This is a genomic window from Cryobacterium sp. TMT2-15-1 (assembly GCF_004402345.1).
Lineage (GTDB): Bacteria > Actinomycetota > Actinomycetes > Actinomycetales > Microbacteriaceae > Cryobacterium > Cryobacterium sandaracinum.
The window spans coordinates 50,421-70,737 of record NZ_SOGD01000059.1; the positions used below are offsets into that span (position 1 = coordinate 50,421).

General features: G+C 68.5%; 16 protein-coding genes. 11 read left to right on the forward strand and 5 right to left on the reverse strand.

What is annotated here, in order from left to right; genetic code table 11:
* Window positions 1–111: 111 nt before the first annotated feature.
* The 3 genes from gabT to E3O62_RS15610 all read left to right on the forward strand — a co-directional run bounded on the left by gabT (window position 112) and on the right by E3O62_RS15610 (window position 4,519).
* A complete protein-coding gene (gene gabT / locus E3O62_RS15600) occupies window positions 112–1,473 on the forward strand; it encodes a 4-aminobutyrate--2-oxoglutarate transaminase (RefSeq protein ID WP_134399123.1) in 1,362 nt (453 codons plus the stop codon).
* 164 nt (window positions 1,474–1,637) lie between these two features.
* Complete coding sequence (locus E3O62_RS15605) at window positions 1,638–3,101, forward strand: NAD-dependent succinate-semialdehyde dehydrogenase (protein WP_134393938.1); 1,464 nt, start codon at window positions 1,638–1,640, stop codon at window positions 3,099–3,101.
* 47 nt (window positions 3,102–3,148) lie between these two features.
* Window positions 3,149–4,519, forward strand: a complete 1,371-nt coding sequence (locus E3O62_RS15610) for an NAD(P)/FAD-dependent oxidoreductase (protein WP_134399125.1) — start codon at window positions 3,149–3,151, stop codon at window positions 4,517–4,519.
* 26 nt (window positions 4,520–4,545) lie between these two features.
* On the opposite strand, the gene E3O62_RS15615 is transcribed toward E3O62_RS15610, so the two are convergent.
* The 3 genes from E3O62_RS15615 to pepN form a co-directional block, all read right to left on the reverse strand.
* A complete protein-coding gene (locus E3O62_RS15615; protein WP_134399127.1) occupies window positions 4,546–5,004 on the reverse strand; it encodes a globin in 459 nt (152 codons plus the stop codon).
* Window positions 4,994–6,238 carry a mechanosensitive ion channel family protein gene (locus E3O62_RS15620; protein WP_198413814.1) on the reverse strand — a complete coding sequence of 415 codons (1,245 nt, stop codon included), beginning with the start codon at window positions 6,236–6,238 and terminating at the stop codon, window positions 4,994–4,996. The genes E3O62_RS15615 and E3O62_RS15620 overlap by 11 nt, the downstream gene beginning before the upstream one ends.
* A gap of 248 nt (window positions 6,239–6,486) precedes the next feature.
* Entirely contained in the window at window positions 6,487–9,030 is a 2,544-nt protein-coding gene (pepN, locus tag E3O62_RS15625) for an aminopeptidase N (RefSeq protein WP_134399129.1), read from the reverse strand.
* A 549-nt stretch (window positions 9,031–9,579) separates the two neighbouring features.
* On the opposite strand from pepN, the gene E3O62_RS15630 reads away from it, so the two are divergent.
* Window positions 9,580–10,413, forward strand: coding sequence for a GNAT family N-acetyltransferase (locus tag E3O62_RS15630; RefSeq protein WP_134393934.1), 834 nt, complete (start codon window positions 9,580–9,582; stop codon window positions 10,411–10,413).
* Here the strand turns inward: E3O62_RS15630 and E3O62_RS15635 are convergent.
* On the reverse strand, window positions 10,392–11,894 hold the full coding sequence (locus tag E3O62_RS15635; protein ID WP_134399131.1) for an SDR family NAD(P)-dependent oxidoreductase: 1,503 nt from the start codon (window positions 11,892–11,894) through the stop codon (window positions 10,392–10,394). The two genes, E3O62_RS15630 and E3O62_RS15635, sit on opposite strands and share 22 nt — an antisense overlap.
* A 126-nt stretch (window positions 11,895–12,020) precedes the next feature.
* Complete coding sequence (locus E3O62_RS15640; RefSeq protein ID WP_241973546.1) at window positions 12,021–13,607, reverse strand: MFS transporter; 1,587 nt, start codon at window positions 13,605–13,607, stop codon at window positions 12,021–12,023.
* A 186-nt stretch (window positions 13,608–13,793) separates the two neighbouring features.
* Between E3O62_RS15640 and E3O62_RS15645 the strand changes: the two genes are divergently transcribed.
* From E3O62_RS15645 to E3O62_RS15675, 7 genes are all read left to right on the forward strand, one after another.
* Window positions 13,794–14,429, forward strand: coding sequence for a disulfide bond formation protein DsbA (locus E3O62_RS15645; RefSeq protein WP_134393931.1), 636 nt, complete (start codon window positions 13,794–13,796; stop codon window positions 14,427–14,429).
* Window positions 14,430–14,443: 14 nt separating this feature from the next.
* Entirely contained in the window at window positions 14,444–14,932 is a 489-nt protein-coding gene (locus tag E3O62_RS15650) for a ribose-5-phosphate isomerase (protein ID WP_134399135.1), read from the forward strand.
* 2 nt (window positions 14,933–14,934) lie between these two features.
* On the forward strand, window positions 14,935–15,918 hold the full coding sequence (locus E3O62_RS15655; RefSeq protein WP_134399137.1) for an Fpg/Nei family DNA glycosylase: 984 nt from the start codon (window positions 14,935–14,937) through the stop codon (window positions 15,916–15,918).
* Between the two features lie 55 nt (window positions 15,919–15,973).
* Complete coding sequence (locus E3O62_RS15660) at window positions 15,974–16,612, forward strand: FMN-binding negative transcriptional regulator (RefSeq protein ID WP_134399139.1); 639 nt, start codon at window positions 15,974–15,976, stop codon at window positions 16,610–16,612.
* Complete coding sequence (locus E3O62_RS15665; RefSeq protein WP_241973547.1) at window positions 16,609–18,114, forward strand: amidohydrolase; 1,506 nt, start codon at window positions 16,609–16,611, stop codon at window positions 18,112–18,114. Before E3O62_RS15660 ends, E3O62_RS15665 begins: the two co-directional genes overlap by 4 nt.
* Window positions 18,115–18,213: 99 nt before the next feature.
* Entirely contained in the window at window positions 18,214–19,623 is a 1,410-nt protein-coding gene (locus E3O62_RS15670; protein WP_134393926.1) for a sensor domain-containing protein, read from the forward strand.
* A 4-nt stretch (window positions 19,624–19,627) separates the two neighbouring features.
* Window positions 19,628–20,314 (forward strand): response regulator transcription factor, encoded by a 687-nt coding sequence (locus E3O62_RS15675; protein WP_134393925.1) that lies wholly within the window; start codon window positions 19,628–19,630, stop codon window positions 20,312–20,314.
* The last annotated feature ends 3 nt before the right edge of the window (window positions 20,315–20,317 follow it).

Genomic DNA, 20,317 nt, shown 5'->3' on the forward strand with positions numbered 1-20,317 from the left:
GGGCGTTGTACACGGTGCCGGATGTCGCGGGTGGCCGCCCTGCGTAGCCTTCTGGAATCGGTATCGTCGCCGGCCCCGCGCCGATGCAACAGCCAGCGAACTGGAGCAGCAATGACCCTCGTAGACGCCCTTTCTGTGATCCCGGTCGGTGGACCGTCCCTTCCCCAGGAACGCCGCCTGGTCACCGCCATCCCCGGGCCGAAGTCTCAAGAGCTCGGACGTCGCAAGGTCGAATCCGTCTCCGCCGGGGTGGGCGTGACCCTGCCTGCCTATATCGTCGCGGCCGGCGGCGGTGTGCTTGTCGACGTCGACGGCAACTTCCTGATCGACCTCGGCAGCGGCATCGCCGTGACCGGCATCGGCAACAGCGCCCCCGAGGTCGTGGCAGCCGTGGCAGCCCAACTGGCCCAGTTCACGCACACGTGCTTCACCGTGACGCCCTACGACTCGTACATCGAGGTGGCTGAGACGCTCAACCGGCTCACCCCGGGCGACCACGCCAAGCGCAGTGCCCTGTTCAACTCCGGCGCCGAAGCCGTGGAGAACGCCGTCAAGATCGCCCGGCACTACACCGGCAAGCAGGCCGTCGTCGCCTTCGACCACGCGTACCACGGCCGCACCACCCTGACCATGGGCCTCACCGCGAAGAACCAGCCGTACAAGAACGGCTTCGGCCCCTTCGCCGCGGAGATCTACCGGGCACCCACGTCGTACCCCTACCGTGACGCCGGACTCGACGGGGTCGGGGCCGCCCGGCGCGCCATTTCCCAGATAGAAAAGCAGGTCGGCGCCGACAACCTGGCCGCCCTGATCATCGAGCCGATCCAGGGTGAGGGCGGCTTCATCGTGCCCGCACCGGGCTTCCTTCCCACCCTGGTGGACTGGTGCCGCACCAACGAGGTCGTCTTCATTGCCGACGAGGTGCAGACCGGCTTCGCCCGCACCGGCGACCTCTTCGCCAGCAACCACGAGGGCATCGTGCCCGACCTGATGGTGATGGCCAAGGGCATCGCCGGCGGCCTGCCGCTCTCCGCCGTCACCGGCCGCGCCGAGATCATGGACGCGCCGCAGGTCGGCGGCATCGGCGGCACCTACGGCGGCAACCCGCTCGCCTGCGCCGCGGCCCTGGCCACCATGCGCAGCTATGAGACCGAGAACCTGGCCCAGCGCGCCCGTGAAATCGGCGCCATCCTGACCGGACGGCTGAACGCCATCCGTGCCGTCGACAAGCGTGTGGGCGATGTGCGCGGGCGAGGCGCCATGATCGCCATCGAACTGGTCGACCCGGTGACCGGAGTCCCGGATGCCGCCCTCACCGGCCGCGTCGTGGCCGCCGCCCACGTCAGGGGCGTCGTGCTGCTCACCTGCGGCACCTACGGCAACGTGATCCGCTTCCTGCCGCCTCTGAGCATCTCCGACGACCTCCTCGTCGAGGGCCTGCAGGTGCTGGCGAGTGTGCTCGCCGCCGCCTGAGCCCTGGCTCCGCGGTCTCCTGCCCGAACCCGACGGGGGCACAGGGCGATCAGTCATACTGGGGGAACGCTGCGGGGAGGGTGGCGGAAACGCCCTTTCTGCACGGCCTTCACCCCTGATAAAAATCTCATTCGCATCTCCCGTATCGCATCGGAAAGAGACTCATCGTGTCCACTCGTGAAACCGAACTGCTCGCCCGCGTCCCGGACGGCCTCTACATCAACGGCACCTGGCAGCAGGGCGGCGGTAAGGCCATCGAGGTCACCGACCCGGCGACCGGTGCTGTGCTCAAACGGATCGCGAACGCGGATGCCGCCGACGGCATCCGTGCCCTCGATGCGGCCGTCGAGGCGGCCGAGTCGTGGGCGGCCACCGCGCCGCGTGCGCGGGCCGAGATCCTGCGCCGTGCCTTCGACCTGCTGCAGGAGCGCCGCGATGACTTTGCGCTGCTGATGACCTTGGAGATGGGCAAACCTCTCGCCGAGGCCAACGGAGAGGTCACCTACGGCGGTGAGTTCCTGCGCTGGTTCAGCGAGGAGGCCGTGCGCATCAGCGGTCGCTTCGGGCTGAACCCGGAGGGAACCGGCACGATGGTTGTCTCGCAATATCCGGTCGGACCGTGCCTGCTGATCACTCCGTGGAACTTCCCGCTGGCCATGGCCACACGCAAGATCGCCCCCGCACTCGCCGCCGGCTGCACGGTCGTCGTGAAGCCCGCCGAGCTGACCCCACTGACTACCCTCTTCTTCGTACAGCTGCTCGAAGACGCCGGAGTACCGGCCGGCGTCGTCAATGTGATCACCACGTCGACCTCGTCCGCCGTTGCCGGGCCGATCATCGCCGACCCCCGGCTGAGGAAACTCAGCTTCACCGGGTCGACCCCCGTGGGCCGCAAGCTCATTCAGCAGGCGGCCCAGGGTGTGCTGCGCACCTCGATGGAGCTCGGCGGCAACGCCCCGTTCGTCGTCTTCGAAGACGCCGACCTGGACAAGGCCGTCGAGGGCGCGATGCTCGCCAAGTTCCGCAACATCGGGCAGGCCTGCACCGCGGCCAACCGTTTCATCGTGCACGAGTCCGTCGCCGCCGAGTTCGCCCGCCGCCTGACCGAGCGAGTCGGCGCGCTGAAGATCGGCCGCGGCACCGAAGCCGGCGTCACCATCGGCCCGCTCGTCAGCGAGGCTGCCGTCGCCGGCACCGACGCCCTCGTGCAGGACGCGCTGGCCCACGGAGCCACCCTGCTCGCCGGCGGCAAGCGCCCCGAAGGCGCCGGCTCCTTCTACGAGCCCACCGTGCTGACGGACGTGGCCCCGGCCAGCGCGCTCCTGACCGAGGAGATCTTCGGCCCGGTCGTCGGCATCGTCACCTTCGCCGACGAGGCGGAGGGCGTGCGCCTGGCCAACTCCACCGAGTACGGCTTGATCAGCTACGTCTACACCCAGGACCTCGCCCGCGGGCAGCGGATGATCGCCAAGCTTGAAACCGGAATGATGGGTCTGAACACGGGCCTGGTCTCCAACGCGGCGGCACCGTTCGGCGGTGTCAAGCAATCCGGTCTGGGCCGTGAAGGCGGGCTCGAGGGCATCCAGGAGTACCTGTCCACCAAGTACACCCTCATCCCGGTCTCCTGACCGGCGACGTACCTATTTTTCACCTGCTTCCCCACCACCAGAACGCAATGGAGCACTCCGTGAGCATCATCGAACGTGACATCGTCATCATCGGCGCCGGGGCATCCGGCCTGACCGCGGCGACCGAGCTGCGGAAGGCCGGCCTGACCGTGGCCGTGCTCGAAGCGCGCGACCGCGTCGGCGGCCGCCTCCACACCGACGACATCGACGGTGCCATGCTCGAGATCGGCGGCCAGTGGGTTTCGCCCGATCAGGACGCACTCAAGGAGACCATCGCCGAGCTGGGCCTCGAGACCTTCGCGCGGTACCGCGAGGGCGAAAGCGTCTACATCAACGCCGCGGGGGAGCGAACCCGGTTCGAGGGCGAGATCTTCCCGGTCTCGGCCGACACCGAGCGCGAGATGGTGGCCCTGATCGCCACTCTCGACGAGTTCGTGGACCAGATGGACCCCGACCGTCCCTGGGCACACCCGCGTGCGGTGGAGCTCGACCAGATCTCCTTCCGGCGCTGGCTGGAGCAGGAGACCGACGACCAGGAGGCCCGCGACAACATCAGCCTTTTCATCGCCGGGGCCATGCTGACCAAGCCGGCGCACGCTTTTTCCACGCTGCAGGCCCTCCTGATGGCGGCCAGCGCCGGCAGTTTCAGCAACCTCGTCGACGCCGACTTCATCCTCGACGAACGGGTCGTGGGCGGGCTGCAGCGGGTGCCGATCCTGCTGGCCGAGAACCTCGGTGACGACGTCTTCCTCGGGCAGGCCGCCCGCACAGTGCGCTGGGGCGACGCCGGCGTGAGTGTGCTCACCGACGACCTCGAGGTGCGTGCGCGTCGCGTGGTCGTTGCCGTTCCTCCCGTGCTCTACACCCGGATCTCCTTCGATCCGCCGCTGCCGCGCCGCCAGCAGATGATGCACCAGCACCTCTCGATGGGCTTCGTGATCAAGGTGCACGCGGTCTACGAGACCCCGTTCTGGCGGGAGGACGGCCTCTCCGGCACGGCCTTCAGCCCCTACGAGCTCTCCCACGAGGCCTACGACAATACCAATTTCAACGACCCGCGCGGCACCCTGGTCGGCTTCGTCTCCGACGAGGCCGCCGACGGCGTGTTCACCGTCTCGGCGGAGGAGCGCAAGCAGCGCATCCTCACCTCGCTCTCGCACTACTTCGGCGAGAAGGCACTGACCCCCGTCGTCTACTACGAGAGCGACTGGGGCACGGAAGAGTGGACCCGCGGCGCCTACGCGGCGAGCTTCGACCTGGGCGGGCTGGCTCGCTTCGGCGCGGACCTGCGCACACCGGTCGGCCCGATCCTGTTCTCCTGCAGCGACCTCGCCGGAAAGGGCTACCAGCACGTCGACGGCGCAATTCGGATGGGACGCGCAGCGGCCGCAGAGATCGTCGCCGAGCTCGACTCGTAAAGCAGGCGCCGAGAGCGGGTGCGCTGCTACTCGTCGAAGGTGTTGAGCATCGCGAAGGCCGCGCGCTCGAGGTAGTCCCAGAGCTGGTCGCGCTGCAGCGGTGGTAAAGCGGCCTTGTCGACGGCGGCGCGCATGTGGTTCAGCCAGCGGTCGCGGGAATCCGGGTTCACCTTGAAGGGCTGGTGCCGTTGGCGCAGCCGCGGGTGGCCGCGCTGCTCGCTGTAGGTGGTCGGGCCACCCCAGAACTGCTCGAGGAACATGGTCAGACGCTCGGCGGCCGGGCCCAGGTCATCCTCGGGGTACATCGGCTTCAGTACCGGGTCGGTGGCGACGCCGCGATAGAACTCGTTCACCAGATTCTCGAAGAACGGCCTACCGCCGACCTGCGCGTAGAACGTGAGGCCGATCGCGGTGCCGTTCTCGCCCTCGCGCAGGTGGACCGCACCGGGCGCGGCAGGAGTCGGGGCGCCGGGGTCATTCGTCATCGTGAGTCTCCGGATCTGGTGCCGTGTGCGTGGGTGCCTCGGTCTTGGGTGTCGGGGCCTTGGGTGTCTCGGTCTTGGGTGTCGCGGTTGTGGGTACAGCCGGGTCTGTACCGGAAGCATCCGCTGACGCTGTGCGCGGGTGTGCCTCCTGGGGCAGCGCGGTCGCGGCGTTCCTGGGTCGGCGGGGTGCGCGGGGAGCCTTTTTCTTCCGCACCGGGATCGGGGCGGTGAACGGGCCGGTGGTGAGGTCCGGCATGGCCGCGGCTGCTTCCGCGGCCGCGTCGGCCGTTCCATCGGAGCCGGGGTCGGAGCCGGCGGCGACCGCGCCATCCGTGCCGGCCATGACCACGCTGTTGAGCGGAGTCAGACCGATGCCGAGCCCGTCCAGCGCCTTCTTCAGGTGCAGGCGCAGGTCGCGGGCGAAGTCCCACTTCGCCGCCACCCGGGTCTTGACGACGAGGCGCACGACGAGGGCCTCGGCGGAGATCGACTCGAGTCCCCAGATCTCCGGCTTCTCCAATATCACCGACCGCCACTTGCGGCTGGAGGCGAGCGCCTTCGCGACGCGCAGCAACTCGTTCTGCACCGCCTCGACATCGGACGAGTAGGGGATGGCGAGGTCGATGATCACGCGCGCCCAGCCCTGGGACATGTTGCCGACGCGCAGGATCTCACCGTTGCGCACGAACCACAGAGTGCCGTCGATGTCGCGCACCTGGGTGACACGGATGCCGACGGTCTCCACGACCCCGGAAGCGAAGCCCACGTCGACGATGTCGCCCACGCCGATCTGGTCCTCCACGACCATGAACAGCCCGTTCAGGATGTCCTTGACGATGTTCTGCGCGCCGAAACCGAGACCGGCACCGAGCGCGGCCGTCAGCAGGGCGAAGGAGCCCAGGATTTCATTGTTGATGATGTTGACGATCAGCAGGATCGTCACGATCAACAGGGTCACGTTGATGATATTCGAGAGCACCGAACCGAGGGTGCGGGTGCGCTGCACGACGCGCACGGCGGCTAGCGGCGAAACGCTCAGCGCCTGCGTGTCCTCCACGTTCTGGGTCTTCTTGACCCCCGTGACGATCTGTTGCACGACGCGGTCGATCACGAAGCGCAACACCCACCGGGTGACCAGCGCGGCCACAATGATGACGACGATATTGATGACCCTGAGCCACAGGTCGATTGTGAAGAATTGAATCAGTTCAAGCCAGATTGCGTCAAAGTCCATAACGATCCGAGTCTACAGAGCCGCGTCCTGTCCAAGTCCTGAGTCCGCGGCTCCGCACCCAGCCGCACCCTGCTGACCTCTGCCACCCGCTCGAACGAATTCGACGGAGATTTCTGACCAGATGACGAGCTGAACCGGTTTTGTGCGGCTCGGGGAGCAGAATCTCCGTCGAATTTGTCAGGGCCGAGGGCGAGGGCGGATGCGGCGTGGGGCACGAACGGCGCGGGCGGGCGGATGCCTCGGCGCGGCTACTCCGCGTCGCGCGCCTGGGCGGCGAGAGCGCGTTCGACCCCGGCCAGGTTCTCGATCACCAGGCGACGCAGCGCGAGCGGCTCCGGGTTGGCGTCGAGCCACGTTCGCGTCGCGGTGACGAGCGCCTGGTCAGCCAGTGGCGCCGGGTAGAGGCCGAGCACGAGCTTTTCCGCGATGGAGAAGCTGCGGGCGGCCCAAATCGGCTGCAACATGGTGAAGTACTGCTCGACGAACGGCTCCAGCAACGTGATGTCGTTGGCGCGTAGGAAACCGGCTGCCGTGACCCGAACGATGGTGTTCGGCGCGGTGTCCACGTCGATCAGAGATGACCAGGCGGCTTGCTTGCCCTCCAGGGTGGGGATGGCGGCGCGGGCCTGCGCGGCCGACTGGGCGCCGGTCGCGGTGTTGTCCGCGGCCAGCGCTGCGTCGACCTCAACCGCGCCGGCCTTGCCGCCGGCCACGAGGGCGATGAGCAGCTCCCAGGAGAGGTCGGTGTCGATCTCGAGGCCGTCGAGCGGCGCCGTGCCACCCCGCAGCGCGGCAACGGATGCCAGCTGGCTGTCGGTGGTCGCGATGGCGGCGAAGAACTTCACGAACTGGAACTGCTCGTCGCTGCCGGCGTCGGCGTGGCGGGCGAGGGACCAGAGCGCGTCCCCGACCTCCTTGACTGTACTCGTGCGGAATTCCTCGCTGACGTAGTACGAGGCGGCGAGCACAACCTGGCCGAGCACGGTGCGCAGCGTGGTGGACTCGGATTCCGTCGCGACGTTGCCGAGCACAAGCGTGATGAAGTCGCGCGCCGAGGTCTCGGCGTCACGGGTGGCGTCCCAGACCGCGCCCCAGATGATGGCGCGGGCGAGGGGGCTCTCGATCGCGGCGAGGTTCTCGAGGGCCACCTCCTGCGATGCCGGGTCGAGGCGGATCTTGGCGTAGGCCAGGTCATCGTCATTGAGCAGAACGAGGTCGGGTTGTTGGCGGCCGAGCAGTGACGGGACATCCGTCTGCTCGCCGTCGACGTCGATCTCGATCCGGTGCGTGCGCACCAGGGCGCCGTCCGTCCGGTCGTAGAAGCCGATGGCGAGGCGGTGCGGGCGGATGGTGGGGTAGTCGGCCGCGGCGGTCTGCAGCACCGTGAAGCCGGTGATGGTGCCGGACGTGTCCACGGTGATCTCGGGACGCAGCGTGTTCACGCCCGCGGTCTCGAGCCACAGCTTCGTCCACTCGGTGAGATCGCGGCCGCTGGAGGCTTCGAGCAGGGCCATCAGGTCGGTCAGCTCGGTGTTGCCCCACTGGTGCTTCTGGAAGTACGCGGCGACGCCGGTGAAGAATTCGTCGCGGCCGACCCAGGCCACGAGCTGCTTGAGCACGGAGCCGCCCTTGGCGTAGGTGATGCCATCGAAGTTGACCTGCACGTCTTCGAGGTCGTTGATCGTGGCGGTGATCGGGTGGGTGGAGGGCAGCTGGTCCTGCTTGTAGGCCCAGCTCTTCTCCATCACGGCGAAGGTGGTCCACGCTTCGGTCCACTCGGTGGCCTCGGCGGTCGCCATGGTCGACGCCCACTCGGCGAACGACTCGTTCAGCCACAGGTCGTTCCACCACTTCATGGTGACGAGGTCTCCGAACCACATGTGCGCCAGTTCGTGCAGCACGGTGACGACGCGGCGTTCCTTGATGGCGTCGGTGACCTTGGACCGGAACACGTACGTCTCCGTGAAGGTGACCGCGCCGGCGTTCTCCATGGCGCCCGCGTTGAATTCCGGCACGAACATCTGGTCGTACTTGTCGAACGGGTACGGGTAGTTGAACTTGCCCTCGAAGTATGCGAAGCCCTGGCGGGTCTTCTCGAACAGGTAATCCGCGTCGAGGAACTCGAACAGGCTTTTACGGCAGAAGAGCCCGAGCGGGATGATGCGGGCGTCGCTGGACGTCAGCTCGCTGCACACGACTGCGTAGGGGCCGGCGACGAGGGCGGTGATGTAGCTGGAGATGGTGTGGGTGGGGGCGAACGCCCAGGTCTTGTGGCCGCTGCCGGCATCCGTCGGCTCGGGCGTGACGGAGTTGGAGATGACTTCCCAGGCGCCGGGGGCGGTGACGGTGAAGGCGAACGTGGCCTTGAGGTCGGGCTGCTCGAACACGGCGAAGACGCGGCGGGAGTCGGGCACCTCGAACTGGCTGTACAGGTAGACCTCGTTGTCGACCGGGTCGACGAAGCGGTGCAGGCCCTCGCCGGTGTTCGTGTACTCGGCGTCGGCGACGACGGTGAGCGTGTTCTCGGCGGCGAGTCCGTCGAGCTGAATCCGGATGCCGTCACTGACGAGTGAGGGGTCGAGCGCGGCGCCGTTCAGCGTCACCGAGTGCACGGTGCGGGTGATCGCGTCGATGAAGGTGGACGCACCGGGCGTCGCGGTGAAGTGCACCGTGGTCTCGCTGCCGAACGTTTCCGGTCCGGTCGTGAGGTCAAGGGTGACCTCATAGCTCTGAACGGTGATGAGCGCGGCGCGCTCCTGGGCTTCGATCCTGGTGAGGTTCTCTCCGGGCAACGGTTTCTCCATCTCGGTTTCGCGGTCTGCACGCGCGCCGACGCTTGTGGCGCAGCGCGCGAATAATCAGCCTAGCCAAGGAATATGGTGTCTGCACAAGGGCAAGCACCGACCCGCGGGCCGCGACGGGCGACCGGTACCGTGAGTTCGCTGACGTGGGGGCGCGCGGCATGAGCGCCCGCCACGACGTGTGGGCGTCGAAAGTGTCGGACGACCCGGCGACCTCCGCTCCGATCGACCGGCACGCGGCACCGAAACGGCTTCGTGCTCGCGCCCGATGCCGAGCCCCCGCGCAGCCACCAGGCTGCACAGGCGGGCGCTGCACTGGCGGCGCGTAGGGACCGTCGCCCCGGCAGGTGAGCGGAGGCGCCGCCCGGCCGTGCGCGTGCGCTCGCCCGTCGTCCGGCGCCTGGCGTCCCGCGTCCGGTGTCCGGTGTGGAATCCATTCGACGGAGATTCTGCGGAAAGGAGCCGTTTCAGGCCTCCGTGGAGCTGTTTCGGACAAAATCTCGGTCGAATTCGTTCGGGGCGGCTCTAGGGTTGGTCACAATGACAACCCATGACGCGCTCCGTGACGCCTACGACGCACAGCTCCGGCTCCGGGTTCCGACCGACCGGCCCACGGGCATCCGTTACGAACTGTCGGGCCCGGTTCTGCGGATCTTGGGACGGCACCAGGGGTTCGTCGAGACTGCTCGCGACGTGGGTGCGACCGGCGCGGCGCTCGACGCCCTGATCGCGGAGCACCGCGACTTCTTCGCTGCCCGCGGCGAGGCCTTTGAATGGAAGACCCGCGGCCACGACCTGCCAGCCGACCTGCCGGACCGCCTGCTCGCGGCCGGCTTCGTGGCCGAGGAGCTGGAGACGGTCGTCGTCGCCGAGACCGAACGCCTGAACACCGTGCCGGTGCTGCCGGTCGGCGTCACGATCAGGCAGGTCGACACCCGGGTCGACTTCGAGCGCATCGCCGCGCTGCAGTCGCAGGTCTGGGACGAGGACTACGCCTGGCTGGCCGACCAGCTGGAGGCCGGTGTGCGTGATGCCCCGGGCGACGTGCTCGTGTTCGTCGCCGAGGCCGGTGGCGTGCGCGGCGGCGAGCTCGTCTCCTCGTGCCGGGTCGAGTTCACCCCCGGCACCGATTTCGCGGGACTCTGGGGTGGGTCGACCCTGGCCGCCTGGCGGGGCCGCGGCATCTACCGGGCGCTGGTGGCATACCGCGCGCGGCTCGCGCACCAACGCGATGTGCGCTTCGTGCACGTGGATGCCTCCGACGACAGCAAACCGATCCTGCTGCGGCTGGGCTTTCAGGCCATCACGACGACGACCCCCTGGGTCTGGACCCCTCCGACGACCTGCCCCGGCTACCAGAGGCCGGGCTTGTAGTCCTTGAGGAAGACGCCGCAGAGGTCCTCGCCGCCCTCGCCACGCACAATCGGGTCGTAGACCCTCGCCGCGCCGTCGACCAGGTCGAGTGGGGCGTGGAAGCCCTCCTCGGCGAGGCGGACCTTGGTGGGGTGCGGCCGCTCGTCGGTGATCCAGCCGGTGTCGACGCTGGTCATCAGGATGCCGTCGGACAGCATCTCCTTCGCGCTCGTGCGGGTGAGCATGTTCAGCGCGGCTTTGGCCATGTTCGTGTGCGGGTGGCCGGGCCCCTTGTACCCGCGGCCGAACACGCCCTCCATCGCCGACACGTTCACGATGTAGGTGCGGCGGGCGTCGGATGCCGCGAGCGAGCCACGCAGACGGCTGACCAGCAGGAACGGGGCCGTGGTGTTGCACAGCTGCACCTCCAGCATCTCCAGCGGGTCGACGTCTTCCACGTTCGCGGTCCAGCTGTTTCGGGAGTGCAGGTCGGGCACGAGCCCGCCGGCGTCGATCGCGGTGCCGGCGGCGAGACGCGCGAGTGACGAGGAGCCCGGCGCGAGCGCCAGGGCGGTCAGGTCGTCTGCCGTGAGTGCGCCACTCGCGCCGGCTGCTGCGGCCAGGATCGGATGGCTGGTGACGGATGCCGCGAGCGCGGTCGGGTGCGCGTCACTGGTGTGCCCGAACGTGACGATCTCCGGGATGACGCCCTCCGGCAGCGGCGACTGCTCGGCCTCGACCAGCATCGAGTACGAGCCGGGGGAGCGGCGCACGGTCTGGGCGGCGTTGTTGATCAGGATGTCCAGCGGCCCGGCCGCGGCGACGGAGTCGGCCAGGCCGATCACCTGGGCCGGGTCGCGCAGGTCGATCCCGACGATGCGGAGACGGTGCAGCCAGTCGGCAGAGTCCGGCATGGCGCTGAAGCGGCGCACCGCGTCGCGCGGGAACCGGGTGGTGATGGTGGTGTGGGCGCCGTCGCGCAGCAGGCGCAGGGCGATGTACATGCCGATCTTGGCGCGGCCGCCCGTGAGCAGGGCGCGCTTGCCGGTCAGGTCGGTGCGGGCATCCCGCTTCTCGTGGCTCATTGCCGCGCAGGCAGGGCAGAGCTGGTGGTAGAAAGCGTCGACGAGGGTGTACTTCTGCTTGCAGATGTAGCAGGCCCGTGGCACGAGCAGCTCGCCGGCCGACGCCCGGTCGGTGCCCAGGCGCAGCTGGGCGCCGATGGTCTCGTCGTCGATGCGGGTGGCGGCGCCGGTCGCGGTCGCGGCGATGACCTCCCGGTCGGCATCCGCGATCGCCTGCCGCTTCTCGCCGCGTCGCACCATCTTGACGGACTTGAACATCTTGGCGGTGGCCTGCCGCACGGTGACGAAATCGGGGTCTTCGGGGTCGATCTCGCTGAGCGAGGCGAGCACGCGCAGGGCGATCGCCATCTCGGCAGGGTCGATCCCCGGGGTGGACACGGCCCCGGGAGCGGGCTCGGTCGGAGGGGTCGTGATCATCGGACAATTCTACGATGGCCCCCGCGATGGCCCGGCCCGGTGCACACAGCACACAGACCGGTGGCCCGGCGCGCCGAGACCAGGGCCTCCGCACGCCGGACCACCGGTCGATGCAGCAGGGTGTCGCTAGACCTTCAGCGGCTCCGGCTCGGTTTTCGGCTCCGTCGCGAGCGATGAGAGATCCATCGACGAGGTCGGCGGCTCATAGGTCTCGTCGAACGGCATCTCGTCGGTGTCCAGGGCAGGGTTGTCATCCTGCGTGGCGACCAGTTCGCGGGCCTCGAAGACCGAGTCCACGCTGGGCATCGAGCCGATCAACGGACGCCCGGCAGACTCGCGCAGGAAGAAGATCGCGATTCCGCCGATGACGGATGTCCCCATCAGGTAGTACGCCGGCATCATGTCGTTCTCGGTCGTGGCGATCAGCGCCGCGATGATGAACGGCGTCGTGCCACCGAAGATGGCCACCGAGAAGTTGTACGCGATGCCCATGGCACCGTAACGGCTTTCGGTCGGGAACAGCGCCGGCAGGGCCGAGGCGAGGTTGGAGACGTAGAACGTGACGGGCAGGGCGATCAGAGCCAGGCCGAGCAGCGTCGTCCAGATCTCGCCGACGCCGATCAGCATGAAGGCGGGGATGGAGAGCACTACGGCGCTGAGCGAACCCATCCAGAGCACGGGACGACGACCGATCTTGTCGGACAGGCGGCCGGCCAGGGGGATGCAGAGCGCCATGATAACGAGGATCGGGATGGTGAGCAGTGTCCCGTGCAGCTCGTCGTAGCCCTTGGTGGCGGTGAGGTACGTCGGCATGTATGAGGTGAGTGCGTAGCCGAGCGTGTTGGCCGCGGCGACGAGGATCATCGCGACGATGATGCCGCGCCAGTGGTTCTTGAAAATGCTGACCGGGCTGTTGGACGGGGCGGACTCGTCGGAGAACGACGGGTCGGTCGCGGCCAGTTCCTTCGCGTCCAGAGTGGCCTGGAAGGTGGGGGATTCCTCGATCTTCAGACGGAACCAGATGGCGATCAGGCCGAGCGGTCCGGCGATCAGGAACGGGATCCGCCAGCCCCAGTCCTCCATGACGGGCTGCCCGAGGGTGATCTGCAGGATGGACACAAGCGCGGCGCCGATGGCGAAGCCGAGGTAGCTGCCCATATCGAGCAGGCTGGCGAAGAAGCCGCGGTGCTTGTCGGGCGAGTGCTCGCTCACGAAGGTGGTCGCACCGGCGTACTCACCGCCGGTGGAGAAGCCCTGCACGAGCTTGGTGAAGACCAGCAGCGCGGCGGCGAACATGCCCACCTGAGCGTAGCCGGGCAGCAAGCCCACGGCGAAAGTGGATGCCGCCATCAGGATCAGGGTCATCGACAGCACCTTCTGGCGGCCGATCTTGTCACCGAGCCAGCCGAAGAACACACCACCCAGCGGGCGGGCGATGAACGTCGCGGCGAAGGTGCCGAGCAGGAACAAGGTCTGCACGGTCGGGTCGGACTCGGGCAGGAACACCGGACCCATGGTCGTGATGAGGTAGCCGAACACGCCGACGTCGTACCATTCCATCGTGTTTCCCACGATGGTCCCGCCGAGGGCTTTCTTCAGCCTTGACTGGTCGACCACGTTCACGTGTGACACCTTTAAACGACGCTGCAGGAGCGGATTCTTGGTCTTCACCGCCGTGCCGTCGGCACCGGAAAATGAGCTGGTTCTGGGCATTGGAACTTCTCTCGTAGAGATCATGTTGCTGCGAAAAAAAGGGGCCCGCTTTCGGGCATAACGAACAATTTTAGTCGGAAATGGGCAACAACCAGACATTTTGCCGAGGATACCCTCTCTGGACAGGGGTTTACGTTCGGTCTCCGTCGGCGCTTTCCCAGCCGGGAGACACTTAGGCTGAGCCTCATGGCTGACTCTGTAAAGTTCTGGTTCGACCCCTCCTGCCCCTGGGCCTGGATGACCTCCCGCTGGGTGGACGAGGTCTCCGCCCTGCGCGGTTTCGACGTCGAGTGGAAGGTGATGAGCCTCGCCGTTCTGAACGAGGACCAGGACGTGTCCGAGGAATACCGCGCGTTCTTCCCCCGGGCTCTCAAGTACACCCGCCTGGTTGCTGCCGCGCAGGAGCTGCACGGCCAGAAAACGGTCAAGGCGCTCTACGATGCCCTGGGCGTCCGCATCCACCTCGGTGGCAGCACAAACCCCGACGAGGTCATTCCCGCCGCGCTCGCCGAGGTGGGCCTGCCGGCATCGTTCGCGGAGTGGGCCGACAGCGACCACCACGACGTGCAGATGCGCGCCAGCCACTTCGACGGCATGGAGCGGGTGGGCCAGGATGTCGGCACCCCCGTCATCGCCGTGAACGACGTGGCCTTCTTCGGCCCGGTCATCTCGCCCGCGCCGAGCGGCGATGCGGCGCTCAAGCTGTGGGACGGTGTGGTGGCCGTTGCCGGGTACGACGGTTTCTTCGAGCTGAAGCGCTCCCGCACCCGGGAGCCGATCTTCGCCACGGCTGCGACGGTATCGGCCGAGCAAGTCGAGTAAATATAATCGGTTGCATGCGCATCCATATCGCCACTGACCACGCCGGCCTCGACTTCAGCCACCAGCTGGTCACGCACCTCACCCTGGCCGGTCACGAAGTCGTGGACCACGGACCGGAGGTCTATGACGCCCTCGACGACTACCCCGGTTTCTGCATCCGGGCGGCCGAGGCCGTCGTCACCGACCTGTCCGTCGGCGTCGACGCGCTCGGCGTCGTCTTCGGCGGCTCGGGCAACGGCGAGCAGATGGCCGCGAACAAGGTGAAGGGCGTACGCGCCGCGCTGGTCTGGAGCCTCAGCACCGCCAGGCTCGCCCGCGAGCACAACGACGCGAACGTCATCTCCATCGGTGCCAGGCAGCACACCATCGAGGACGCCATCGACTTCATCGACGCCTTCATCTCGGAGCCGTTCCCCGGCGACGAACGCCACTGCCGACGCATCCTGCAGCTGGCGGAGTACGAGGCGCACTGCACCATCAACGGCACGCGTCTCGCCGACTAGCCGTGCCTGAGGGTCATTCCGTCCACCGCATTGCGCGCCAGTTCGCCCGCAACTTCGTGGGTAAAAGCATCCAGCTGTCGTCGCCGCAGGGCCGGTTCGTGGACGGCGCGGCGATGCTCGACGGACACATCATGACGGATGCCCGTGCCGTCGGCAAGCAGATGTTCCTGGAGTTCGACAACGGGCTCTGGCTGCGCGTGCACCTGGGGTTGTACGGCGCCTGGGACTTCGCCGGGGACATCCAAGCGCACGGTACGGACGCCGCCATCTCGGGTCGCAGGCGCCGGACCGTCAGGCGCGGCGCGGGTGACGTCATACAGGGCCTGGCGGGGGAGGACTCGTTGCAGAGCATCGGCGCGCCCCGGCTGACCCGGCTGCGGATGGCGGAAGACGAGAAAGTCAGCGTCGAACCCGACGGCTTCCCGCCCGCACCCATCGGCCAGGTTCGGGTGCGTCTGCTGGCCGACGACGTCGTGGCGGACCTGCGCGGGCCCACGGCATGCGTGGTGCTCGACCCTCAGCAGGTGCACGAGGCGATGGACCGTCTCGGGCCGGACCCGATGCTTGATGACAGCCCAGCCGCCGAGGACCGCTTCGTCACGGTGGTGCGGAAGAAACCCACCCCGATCGGGCGCCTTTTGATGGATCAGTTGGTGGTCAGCGGCATCGGCAACGTCTACCGGGCCGAGTTGCTCTTCCGTGCGCGCCTGAACCCGTATGCGCCGGGCAAGTCGCTCAGTGACGAGCAGTCCCGGGCGCTCTGGCGAGACTGGGCGCACCTGCTAAAGATCGGCGTGTCGACCGGGCAGATGATGACCATGGACGGCCTCGGCGACGCGGCGTACGGGCGCGCCCTGAGGCGACGGGCCGACCGGCACTGGGTGTACAAGCGCGAGGGGCTGCCCTGCCGGGTCTGCGGCACCCACATCACCCTCGAGGAGATGGCCGCACGCAAGCTCTACTGGTGCCCGAAATGCCAGGCCTGACCTGCTCGCCCCGATCTGCTTCACCTGATCTGAACAAACGACCAGAACGGGACCGATGAGACACAACCCCATTTTTGCGCAGGGCGACCCAGCCGAGATCCGCCGTCTCATCCGGGAGAACCCATGGGCCACGCTGATCAGCCACACCGAGTCCGGTCTGGTGGCCTCGCACTACCCGGTGCTGCTCGACGAGGAGGCCGATGAGGCCGACGGAATCGTGCTGGTCAGCCACGTCGGACGCCCCGACGAGGCCCTGCACGAACTCGGCCGGCACGAGCTGCTGGTGATCATTCAGGGACCCCACGGCTACATCTCGCCCGGCTGGTACGACGCGGCGCCCGCCGTTCCCACCTGGAACTTCGTCGCCGCGCATTTGCACGGCACGCCCGAACTGCTCCGCGACGAGGAGAACCTACGGGTGCTGGACCGCCTGGTCGACCACTTCGAGGAGCGGATGCCTGAACCGCGCCGCCTGTCCGGCACCGAGGCCAACGCCGCCTACGCCGCCCGCATTGTGGCCGGCACGGTCGGTTTCCGGCTCAGGGTGAACCGCCTCACCGCCAAGAGCAAGCTCAGCCAGAACAAGCCGGCCGAGACCGTGGCGCGCATTCTGGGTGAACTCGACGGGGACGGTCCCTATGCGAGCCCGGGCCTGGCAGCCGAAATGCGCCGGGTGCACGGGGCCGAGCGGTGAGCGTGTCCACGCCCGCTCCGGCAACCGCGGCGGCCCCTCCGCTCGTTCTGAGGAACGGCCGGCTGCCGGGGAGCGACGAGATCGTCGACACGCTGATCGTCGACGGCCGGGTGCGCCGGCTCGGGTATCTGAGTCAGGCGGTTGCGGGCATCCGTTCGGTCGATCTGGAAGAACGCTGGCTGATTCCGGGCCTCTGGGACAACCACGTGCACTTCAGCCAGTGGGCGCAGACGAATCAGAGGCTTGATCTGTCCGGCACCGGCAGTGCCGCCGCCGCGGCCGATCTGGTCGCCGGACGAGCGCCCGGAGTTTCGAGAGGGGAGACCCTGGTCGGGTTCGGGTTTCGCGACGGTCTGTGGCCGGATGCCCCGAGCCGGCCCCTGCTGGACGCCGCCGCCGGCACCGTTCCGACCGTGTTGATCAGCGGTGACCTACACTCCTGCTGGCTGAACTCGGCCGCGCTCGGCCGCCACGGTCACACGGAGCACCCGACCGGGCTGCTCCGTGAGGAGGACTGCTTCGCCGTGGTGCGCACGCTCGCCGAGGTGCCCGATGTCGTGATGGACGGTTGGGCAGACAGCGCGGCCCGGGCCGCGGCGGCTCGGGGGGTCGTGGGCATCGTCGACATGGAGATGGACTGGAACCTCGCCACCTGGCTGCGGCGCATCCAGGGCGGCACCGACTCGCTGCGGGTGGAGTTCGGTATCTACACCCAGCACCTGGAGCGCGCCATCGCACTCGGTCTGCGGAGCGGGGCCGGCGTCGACGGCACCGGCGGGCTGCTCACGGTGGGACCCGGCAAGGTGATCACCGACGGCTCGCTGAACACCCGCACCGCGTACTGCTTCGACGAGTACCCCGGCCTGGAGGGCCAGCCCGGGTCACGCGGGATGCTCACCGTGCCGTCGGAGGAACTGCTCGCGCACCTGGGTCGGGCCGTGGCCGCGGGCATCCGCCCCGCCGTGCACGCCATCGGCGACCGGGCCAACGCGCTGGCCCTCGACGCCTTCGAGCAGCTCGGCTGCGCCGGCAGCATCGAGCACGCGCAGCTGCTCACGAGGCAGGACGTCGCCCGTTTCGCCCGGCTCGGTGTGGTGGCGAGTGTGCAGCCCGAGCACGCCCTCGACGACCGGGACGTCGCCGACCGCTACTGGGTGGGACGCACTGACCGGGCCTTCGTGCTGAAGAGCCTGCTGGACGCCGGGGTCACCCTCGCGCTCGGGTCCGACGCCCCGGTCGCTCCGCTGGACCCGTGGGTGAGCATCGCCGCCGCCGTCGGGCGCACCCGCGGCAGCCGCGAACCCTGGCACGCCGAGCAAGCCATCTCCCGGCAGGCCGCGCTCGCCGCGTCCGCGCGCGGCCGGCACCGCGTTCTGGCGGGGGACGTCGCCGACCTCGCGGTGTGCGAGATCGACCCGTTCGTCGCCTCCGTGCCCGACCTGCGACGGATGCCCGTTGCCGCCACCCTGCTCGCCGGCCGCTTCACCCACACCACCCTCTGACCTGGGGGTTTACCCCCGGCGAGATCCGGTTGGCAGCGGGATGTTGTCTACTCGACCCGGCGATCAGGCTGAGTACCGACAGACTTACTGGAGGACACCATGACCGCACCGACCGAAACCTCCCCACGCGCCGGATATGGCGCGCTCTGGCGCCGCGTGCCGCAGGAGCTGCTCTTTCTGCTGCTGACCCTGCCGGTGGTCGTGATCGCGCTCACCGTTCTGAGCACCGTATTCTTCACCGGCGTCGGCCTGCTCGCCGTCGTCGTCGGGATCGTCGTCGTCGTGGCGTCCCTCTACCTCGCCCGCGGCATCGGTCTGGTCGAACTCGCCCGCCTGCGCTGGGCCGGCCAGCCTGCCATCACCCCGCCGCGGTGGGAGACGCCGGGGGAGCCGGCCACCACCCTCCGCGCCCTGCTCGGCCCGCTCGTCAACGGGCACTACTGGCTCTACCTGCTGCACGGCATGGTCGTGAACTTCGTGGTCGGGCTTGTCAGCTGGATCGTCACCGTCGTCTGGCTGTCGGTGGGCCTCGGCGGCGTCAGCTACTGGATCTGGGGCCGCTTCCTCCCCGAGGACCGGAACGACGACCTGCACGCGATCATCCTGAACTGGATACTGCCGGGCACCACGCTCCCGATCGACCCGCTCCTGGCCGAGAGCCTCCTCCAGCTCGTCCTGGGCATCCTCTTTCTGCTGACCCTGCCGTACATCACGCACGCGTTCACCCGGCTGCACCAGTTCGCGGCCCGCGGCATGCTGGGCGCCTGGCGGTCCGAGGCCCTGCAGCGTGAGGTCGCCGACCTCAGCGCGTCGCGCGGGGCGGCCGTCGCCGCGGAAGACCAGTCCCTGCGGCGCCTGGAACGGGACATCCACGACGGTCCGCAGCAGCGGCTGGTTCGCCTGCAGATGGACCTCGCCAGAGCCGAGCGCAAACTCGATGTCGACCCGGATGCCGCGCGCACCCTGATCGTGGAGGCCCGGGAGCAGGCTCATGACACCCTCGAGGAGCTGCGGGCGCTGTCCCGCGGTCTGGTGCCGCCCCTCCTGCAGGATCGCGGCCTCCTCGCCGGCCTCGAGTCCCTGGCCGCCCGAAGCACCATCCCGGTGCGGCTCGAGCTGCAGGTCGACCCGGCGCTGCGGCTGCCCAGCGAAATCGAGCGAAGCGCGTATTTCGTCGGCGCGGAGTTGCTCACCAACGCCGCCAAGCACTCGCGGGCCACGGACATCCGTCTGCACCTGGCCCTGCGCGCCGTCCCCGACGATGTGAGCACCGGCAGTCCTGCCGGCACGGGGGCCGCCGGCGCCATCTGGCTCGACCTCTGGGTGATCGACGACGGCATCGGCGGGGCCCGGCTGACCGATGCCCACGGCCTGCAGGGACTCGACGAACGCCTGCACGGCCTTCGCGGGGTGTTGTCGGTGCGGAGCCCCGAGGGTGGCCCAACCGCGATCGGGGCACACATCCCACTGCCCGCGGCCCGGCCGGCGCGAGCCGTCGCCGTATCCTGAACGGATGACCGACCTCGCCTCAGCCTTTCCCGCCGCTCCCTCCGCCCCACCCCTGCGACTCGTGCTGGCCGAGGACTCGGTGCTGCTCAGAGAGGGTCTGATCCGCCTGTTCGACGAGGCCGGGTTTGTGACCGTCGCGTCCTACGGCGACGCGGATTCCCTCCTGGCCGAGGTAGACGCGCTGCGGCCCGACATCGCCGTGCTGGATGTGCGGATGCCGCCCACCTTCCGGGACGAGGGCGTGCGCGCCGCCCTGGAACTGCGCCGCAGGCTGCCGTCGGTGGGCATTCTGCTGCTCAGCCAGTATGTGGAGGGCACCTACGCGCATGAACTTCTCGCTGCCGGCAACGGGGGACTGGGCTACCTGCTCAAGGACCGGGTGGCGTCGCTTGACGAGCTGCGGGACGCCGTGACCCGGATCAGCGCGGGCGGCACCGTGCTCGACCCACAGGTCGTGCGCGAGTTGCTGGCCCGCCGCACCGACCCGGTCGCGGCCCTCACCCCGCGTGAGCGCGACGTGCTCGGGCTGATGGCGGAGGGGCGCACCAACGCCGGCATCGCCGCGAAGCTCGTGATCGGCGTCGGCGCGGTCGAGAAGAACGTCACCTCGATCTTCCAGAAGCTCGGCCTTGACGACTCGGGCTCCGACCACCGCCGGGTGCTCGCCGTGCTCACCTACCTGCGGCACTGACCC